6 protein-coding genes are annotated in these 7,759 nt (G+C 60.4%); 2 read left to right on the forward strand and 4 right to left on the reverse strand.

What is annotated here, in order from left to right:
- Positions 1 to 7 precede the first annotated feature (7 nt).
- The 4 genes from N8H71_RS10015 to N8H71_RS10030 all read right to left on the reverse strand — a co-directional run bounded on the left by N8H71_RS10015 (position 8) and on the right by N8H71_RS10030 (position 4,352).
- Positions 8 to 1,558, reverse strand: coding sequence for an ABC transporter ATP-binding protein (locus N8H71_RS10015; RefSeq protein ID WP_262193866.1), 1,551 nt, complete (start codon positions 1,556 to 1,558; stop codon positions 8 to 10).
- A gap of 537 nt (positions 1,559 to 2,095) precedes the next feature.
- Positions 2,096 to 2,677, reverse strand: a complete 582-nt coding sequence (locus N8H71_RS10020) for an IMPACT family protein (protein WP_262193867.1) — start codon at positions 2,675 to 2,677, stop codon at positions 2,096 to 2,098.
- Positions 2,678 to 2,685: 8 nt separating this feature from the next.
- Positions 2,686 to 3,336, reverse strand: a complete 651-nt coding sequence (locus N8H71_RS10025) for a TetR/AcrR family transcriptional regulator (RefSeq protein ID WP_011332324.1) — start codon at positions 3,334 to 3,336, stop codon at positions 2,686 to 2,688.
- A 95-nt stretch (positions 3,337 to 3,431) separates the two neighbouring features.
- A complete protein-coding gene (locus tag N8H71_RS10030; RefSeq protein WP_007958517.1) occupies positions 3,432 to 4,352 on the reverse strand; it encodes a LysR family transcriptional regulator in 921 nt (306 codons plus the stop codon).
- A 139-nt stretch (positions 4,353 to 4,491) separates the two neighbouring features.
- On the opposite strand from N8H71_RS10030, the gene N8H71_RS10035 reads away from it, so the two are divergent.
- Complete coding sequence (locus N8H71_RS10035; protein ID WP_007958518.1) at positions 4,492 to 5,841, forward strand: aspartate aminotransferase family protein; 1,350 nt, start codon at positions 4,492 to 4,494, stop codon at positions 5,839 to 5,841.
- A 77-nt stretch (positions 5,842 to 5,918) separates the two neighbouring features.
- Entirely contained in the window at positions 5,919 to 7,412 is a 1,494-nt protein-coding gene (locus N8H71_RS10040; protein WP_169428735.1) for a CoA-acylating methylmalonate-semialdehyde dehydrogenase, read from the forward strand.
- Positions 7,413 to 7,759 lie beyond the last annotated feature (347 nt).

Raw genomic sequence — 7,759 nt, forward strand, 5'->3', positions numbered from 1 at the left:
AACTCCGTTAAACCGTGGCCGGTTGTGATTGAGGGGTGTCGAACTGGCCGGCCATCCAGCCGCCGACGTCGCTGAGGCGGGTCAGCGCCGTGTCCTGCAACGCCGACAGACGCCCGCCGCACAGCGCGCCGAGGCGATCGCTGATCTGGAACAGTTCGTCGAGGTCTTCAGAAATCACCAGAATCGCCGCCCCGGCATCGCGCAGGGCAATCAGTGCGCGGTGGATGGTGGCCGCCGCGCCGACATCCACGCCCCAAGTCGGATGCGCGGCGATCAGCAGTTTCGGTTGCTGGAGGATTTCCCGGCCAAGGATGAATTTCTGCAGATTGCCGCCGGACAGGCTGCGGGCAGCGGTTTGAGTGTCCGGGGTTTTCACGCCGAAGCGCTGGATGATCGTTTGGGCGAGGGTTTCGACCTTGCCGCGCTCGATCAAACCGTGGCTGACCAGGCCTTGTTGAAAGGCGGTGAGCAGGGCGTTGTCCGCCAGGCTCATGTCCGGCACCGCGCCATGCCCGAGGCGCTCGGCGGGGACGAACGCCAGACCGAGTTTGCGTCGTACATCCGGGCGCAGATCAGCGACGGCGTGTTCTCGGAAGCGGATGGTTGGCGCTGCGTTGTGGGGCAATGTCTGTTCGCCGCTGAGCAAGGCCAGTAACTCGTCCTGACCGTTGCCTGCCACGCCAGCGATGCCGACGATTTCACCGCTGCGCACCTGCAGGTCGATGTCGCTCAGGGAGCAGCCAAACGGATCCGGGTTGTGCCAGTTCAATCCGCTGACCTGCAAAAACGCCGCGCCACCGGTGACCTTCGTGAACTCACCGATCAAAGTCGCGGTGTCGCCCACCATCAATTGCGCCAGTTGCCGGTCGGTGCAGTCGGCCGGCACGTAATGCCCGGCTACCCGACCACCGCGCAACACCGTGGCGCTATGGCACAAAGCGCGCACCTCGCCGAGTTTGTGGCTGATGAACAGAATGCTGCAGCCCTCCGCCGCGAGCCGGCACAGGGTAATGAACAACTCGTCGGCTTCCTGCGGAGTGAGTACCGAGGTCGGTTCGTCGAGAATCAGCAGGCGAATGTCCTGCATCAGGCAACGAACGATCTCGACCCGTTGGCGCTCGCCGATCGACAGGCTGTGGACAAGTCGCTGGGGTTCCAGCGCCATGCCATATCGGCGCGACACTTCACGGATTTTCGCCTCCAGCTGTTTCGGCGAACCGGCTCCTGCGCCCATCGCCAATGCAATGTTCTGCGCCACGCTCAGGGTCTCGAACAGCGAGAAATGCTGGAACACCATGCCGATGCCCAACTGCCGCGCCTGGGCCGGGTTGCGCATGATCACCGGTTGACCCTGCCACAGCATCTCGCCCGAATCGGCCTGGGTGACGCCGTAGATGATCTTCATCAAGGTGCTTTTGCCTGCACCGTTTTCACCGAGCAGTGCGTGAATTTCACCGGGGGCGATGCTTAGGTCGATGGCGTCATTGGCGAGGCAACCGGGATAACGTTTGCTGATGTGGCGCAGTTGCAGGCGCGGTGTGGACGTGGGGTTTGGCATGACAGGCTCGGGTCGCTTGGAGTTGTGCCTGTGGATAAAGCAATTTCCTGGCCATTGAGTCAGGAACGCAGGCGGGCGCTGTTTGCCAGCCTTTGGCGTAGAGCCTGCGAATCGAATTCGGATGCCTGCACGGCACCACATGAGGGCGAAGCCTTCGATCAGGCTCCAGTTTTGCCCGCGCCTGGCTGATCAAAAAACGAGCAACCCTGCCGAAGCCATGCAGAACCTGCGACTGCGCCAGCCATGAACGGCTTATCCACAGGTTGCTCCACAGTATTTGTGCGCAAGACAAAATCCCGGGCATAAGCACTGCCGGGCTTTCTTCTAAAGGCGATAAACACCGCTAAGCGATTGTTTTTACGTGAAATTGTTTGTTGCGTCAGTCGATTGGACGAAAAGTGAACAAATCCCGCAAAGCCACGTGACAGAAGGGTTACAGCATCCTGTGCTCAGGTTATCCACAGCCGGGTGCACAGCGGATGTGGGCAAGTCTCGGGCATAAGTAAACGGGGTTGTGCCCCAAAACATGGCGAGGCTTCAACGCTGCAGCAGGATTCGCCCACGGCTCAGGTCGGCCAACTGATTCTGCAAGAGTTCGATGTGCGCTTCGCCCACGGCCAGTTGTAACTCGACACCATTGGCGGTGAAGTTTTCTTCGATTACCAATCCGCCCAGATCCACGACCCGCAGTTTCACCAGCGCCAGTTCGCCAAAGGCGCAGGCGCAATGCACGGGCACGCGACTGATCAACTCGATCTTCGGCGCTGCTTGCAGGCATTTGTTGGCGCCGCCGCCATAGGCCCGGGCCAGACCGCCGGTGCCCAGTTGAATGCCGCCGTACCAGCGGATCACCAGCACCGCGACCTGATCGCAGTCCTGCGCTTCGATGGCCGCGAGAATCGGCCGCCCGGCAGTGCCGCCGGGTTCGCCGTCGTCGTTGCTGCGGTATTGATCGCCGAGCTTCCACGCCCAGCAATTGTGCGAAGCGTTCAAGTCGCTGTGCTGCTCGATGAAGGCTTGCGCCTCCGCGGGGCTGCCGATCGGCGCGGCGAAGGTGATGAAACGGCTTTTGCGAATCTCTTCGCGGAATTCGCAAAAGCCGCTGAGGGTGAATGGCATAAAACGACTTATATAGAAGAAGTGAGGCCGCAGCCTTTGAGGATGATGCGGATCAGGTTGTTGCCGGCGTCTTCCATGTCCTGTTTGGTCAACTTGCTGCGACCGGTCACCCGGCAGATCTGGGTGGCGAAGTCGGCGTAGTGCTGGGTGCTGCCCCACAACAAGAAGATCAGGTGTACCGGGTCGACCGGGTCCATTTTGCCCGCGTCGATCCAGGCCTGGAACACGCCGGCGCGGCCCTGGAACCAGGCGCGGTAATCCTGGTTGAAATATTCGGTCAGGCATTCGCCGCCGCTGATCACTTCCATCGCAAAGATCCGCGACGCTTGCGGCTGGCGACGGGAGAATTCCATTTTGGCGCGGATGTAGCGGGTCAGCGCTTCGGCCGGATCGTCCTCGGCCGTGAGGGTGTTGAAGGTGCTGTCCCACAATTGAAGGATGTTGCTCAGCACCGCCACGTACAGCCCGAGCTTGTTGGTGAAGTAGTAATGCAGATTCGCCTTGGGTAGCCCGGCCTTGGTGGCGATGGTGTTCATGCTCGTGCCTTTGTACCCGTGACGGGCGAACTCGTCTTCGGCGGCTTTGATGATGGTCTCTTCGTTCTTCTGACGAATGCGGCTGGCAGGTTTGCCGCCGTGAGCGGGGACTTCAAAGGTCATAGGCACTTCCGGGTTTGTCTGTGGGGTGCAACCAGTTGCGTTGATAGCGCAACCGTCGGCGTGGGACAAGCCCCGGGCGAATAAAACCCCGGTCGTCAGCGGGTGGCGGCGAGGCTTTCGAGAAAACTTTCCAGTACCAGATGAGGGCGGCGGCCCTTGCGGGTGACCGAGGCCAGGCTCAAGTCATAGAAGCGGGTGCTGGCCTTGAGTGCGCGCAAGCGACCTTGTTGAACCCAGAGACTGGCGTAGTGATCCGGCAGATAACCTATGTAGCGTCCGGTCAGAATCAGGAACGCCATGCCTTCACGGTCGGAAGCGCTGGCGGTGCAATTGAGTGCCTGATAGTGCGCCTGGATCTCTGCCGGCAAACGGAAGGTCGGGGCGATGGCGTCCTGACTGTTGAGGCGCTCGTCGTCCAGCTGTTTATCGTCGACGTAAAACAGTGGATGGCCAACCGCGCAGTAGAGCAGCGAACGTTCGCTGTACAGCGGCTGATATTCCAGCCCCGACAACGCACTGGCCTGCGGCACCACGCCGACGTGCAGGCGTCCGTCGAGCACGCCTTGTTCGACTTCGTTGGGAGCTATCATGCGGATCTGGATCTGCACGTCCGGCCCGCGTTCCTTCAATTGCGCGAGCGCGTGGGTGATGCGCATGTGGGGCAGGGTGACGAGGTTGTCGGTCAGGCCGATGATCAATTCGCCGCGCAAGTGCTGGTGCAGGCCGTTGACCTCGGTGCGGAAACTTTCCAGCGCACTTAGTAGCTGCAACGCCGATTGATAGACCTCGCGGCCTTCTTCGGTCAGGGAGAAACCGGCGCGCCCGCGTTGGCACAGCCGCAGGCCGAGGCGCTGCTCCAGATCGCTCATTTGCTGGCTGATCGCCGAGCGACCGATGCCGAGCACGGTTTCCGCCGCCGAAAAGCCGCCGCACTCCACCACGCTGCGAAAAATCCGCAGCAGGCGAATATCAAAGTCACTGACCTGGGCCAGTGGATCGGGGCGACGGCTGCTCATGCTGTTGTTCTCATTGTTTAGCAGAGTTCTAACTGAAGGTTAGAAGAGTTGAATTTCACCGACTTTATCCCCGTGGCAATTTAGCTGCAACAACGCTTTCTATCTCTCTGAAGCTTATTGCCCTGCGAGGTTTTGCCCGATGAACATGCCTGAAAACGCGTCGTCGCCACTGGCCAGCCAACTGAAGCTGGACGCGCACTGGATGCCGTACACCGCCAACCGCAACTTCCAGCGCGACCCGCGCCTGATCGTCGGCGCCGAAGGCAGCTGGCTGATCGACGACAAGGGCCGCAAGGTGTACGACTCGCTGTCCGGTCTGTGGACCTGCGGCGCCGGGCATACCCGCAAGGAAATCCAGGAAGCGGTGGCCAAGCAGTTGGGCACTCTCGATTACTCGCCGGGCTTCCAGTACGGCCACCCGCTGTCGTTCCAGCTGGCGGAGAAAATCACCGACCTGACGCCGGGCAATCTGAATCACGTGTTCTTCACCGACTCGGGTTCCGAGTGTGCCGATACCGCGGTGAAAATGGTCCGCGCCTACTGGCGCCTGAAAGGCCAGTCGACCAAGACCAAAATGATCGGTCGCGCCCGTGGTTACCACGGCGTGAACATCGCCGGCACCAGCCTCGGTGGCGTCAACGGCAACCGCAAGCTGTTCGGTCAGGCGATGATGGACGTCGATCACCTGCCGCACACTCTGCTGGCGAGCAATGCTTTCTCCCGTGGCATGCCGGAGCAGGGCGGTATCGCACTGGCCGATGAGCTGCTGAAGCTGATCGAGCTGCACGATGCTTCGAACATCGCAGCGGTGTTCGTTGAGCCTCTGGCCGGTTCCGCTGGCGTGCTGGTTCCGCCACAGGGTTACCTGAAGCGTCTGCGTGAAATCTGCGATCAGCACAACATCCTGCTGGTGTTCGACGAAGTGATCACCGGTTTCGGTCGTACCGGCACCATGTTCGGCGCCACCACCTTCGGCGTGACCCCGGACCTGATGTGCATCGCCAAGCAAGTCACCAACGGTGCGATCCCGATGGGCGCGGTGATTGCCAGCTCCGAGATCTATCAGACTTTCATGAACCAGCCGACCCCGGAATACGCCGTGGAATTCCCGCACGGCTACACCTACTCGGCGCACCCGGTGGCTTGCGCCGCAGGTCTTGCGGCACTCGACCTGCTGCAAAAGGAAAACCTGGTGCAGAGCGTGGCCGAAGTCGCACCGCATTTCGAGAATGCCCTGCATGGTCTGAAAGGCGCGAAGAACGTCATCGACATTCGTAACTACGGTCTGGCCGGTGCGATCCAGATCGCGGGCCGTGACGGCGACGCCATCGTGCGTCCGTTCGAAGCGGGCATGGCCTTGTGGAAAGCCGGGTTCTACGTGCGCTTCGGCGGCGACACCCTGCAGTTCGGCCCAACCTTCAACAGCAAGCCGCAAGACCTTGATCGTCTGTTCGACGCGGTCGGCGAAGTGCTGAACAAGCTCGACTGATTTTTCCTTCTATATAGATACGCCAATAGCAGGCGCCCCGTGCGGGCGTCTGCGCACAAGAATTCAGGAGTCTCCCGATGAGCGTTATCCCGCATTTGATCAATGGCGAACTGGTGACCGAGAACGGTCGCGCGGTCGATGTGTTCAACCCGTCCACCGGTCAGGCTATCCACAAACTGCCGCTGGCCAGCCAGGAAACCATCCAGAAAGCCATCGATGCCGCCAAGGCTGCATTCCCGGCCTGGCGCAATACGCCACCGGCGAAACGTGCTCAGGTGATGTTCCGTTTCAAGCAACTGCTGGAGCAGAACGAAGCGCGCATCGCACAGTTGATCAGCGAAGAACATGGCAAGACTCTGGAAGATGCTGCCGGTGAACTGAAGCGCGGTATCGAGAACGTTGAGTTCGCCTGTGCAGCGCCGGAAATCCTCAAGGGCGAGTACAGCCGCAACGTCGGCCCGAACATTGATGCCTGGTCGGACTTCCAGCCGCTGGGCGTGGTGGCCGGTATCACCCCGTTCAACTTCCCGGCGATGGTGCCGCTGTGGATGTATCCGCTGGCGATCGTCTGCGGCAACTGCTTCATCCTCAAACCATCCGAGCGTGATCCGAGCTCGACCCTGCTGATCGCGCAACTGCTGCTGGAAGCCGGTCTGCCGAAAGGCGTGCTTAGCGTAGTGCACGGTGACAAGACTGCGGTGGACGCGCTCATCGAAGCGCCGGAAGTCAAAGCGCTGAGCTTCGTGGGTTCGACGCCGATTGCCGAATACATCTATGCCGAAGGCACCAAGCGCGGCAAGCGCGTGCAGGCACTGGGCGGCGCGAAGAACCACGCGGTGCTGATGCCGGATGCGGATCTGGACAATGCGGTCAGCGCACTGATGGGCGCGGCTTACGGCTCTTGCGGCGAGCGCTGCATGGCGATCTCGGTGGCCGTGTGTGTGGGCGATCAGGTAGCGGACGCACTGGTGGCCAAACTGGTTCCACAGATCAAGGCGCTGAAAATCGGTGCTGGTACTTCGTGTGGTCTGGACATGGGGCCGTTGGTTACCGGTCAGGCGCGCGACAAGGTCAGCGGTTATGTTGAAGACGGCGTGGCAGCGGGCGCGACCCTGGTGGTCGATGGTCGTGGTCTGAGCGTTGCCGGTCATGAAGAAGGCTTCTTCCTGGGTGGCTGCCTGTTCGACAACGTCACTCCCGAGATGCGCATCTATAAAGAAGAGATTTTCGGGCCGGTGCTGTGCGTCGTCCGGGTGAACAGCCTGGAAGAGGCGATGCAGCTGATCAACGATCACGAATACGGCAACGGTACCTGCATCTTCACTCGTGACGGTGAAGCGGCGCGTCTGTTCTGCGACGAGATTGAAGTCGGCATGGTTGGCGTCAACGTTCCATTGCCGGTGCCGGTGGCTTACCACAGCTTCGGTGGCTGGAAGCGTTCGCTGTTCGGCGACCTGCATGCCTATGGCCCGGATGGTGTGCGCTTCTACACTCGTCGCAAGGCGATCACCCAGCGCTGGCCGCAGCGTGCGAGCCATGAGGCTTCGCAATTCGCTTTCCCTAGCTTGTAAGTAGAAGGGCAGTGCAAAGAAGGCCGACCTTTTAAGGTCGGCCTTCGCGTTTCGGGGATTTTTTGACCGATATGACAGATTTATGAAATTAAGGGTTGACGGCAGATTCTGAGTCTCTATAATTCGCCCCACTTCCGGCGCAGTCGAAACGGAAAACTCCTTGAGATTCAATGAGTTAAGTAGGTTTCGAAAGCGGGTCGCTTCAGTTCATCGAAGCCTGGAAGGAGTTGGAAATGCCGGTTGGTTCTGGCGCTTTCAACGGTTCGATCTTCTCGGTCGAAAGCGGAGAAAAAGAGGTGTTGACAGCAGCGTGTAACGCTGTAGAATTCGCCTCCCGCTAACGAGAG

It is taken from the genome of Pseudomonas koreensis (assembly GCF_025447595.1).
Taxonomy (GTDB): domain Bacteria; phylum Pseudomonadota; class Gammaproteobacteria; order Pseudomonadales; family Pseudomonadaceae; genus Aquipseudomonas; species Aquipseudomonas koreensis_H.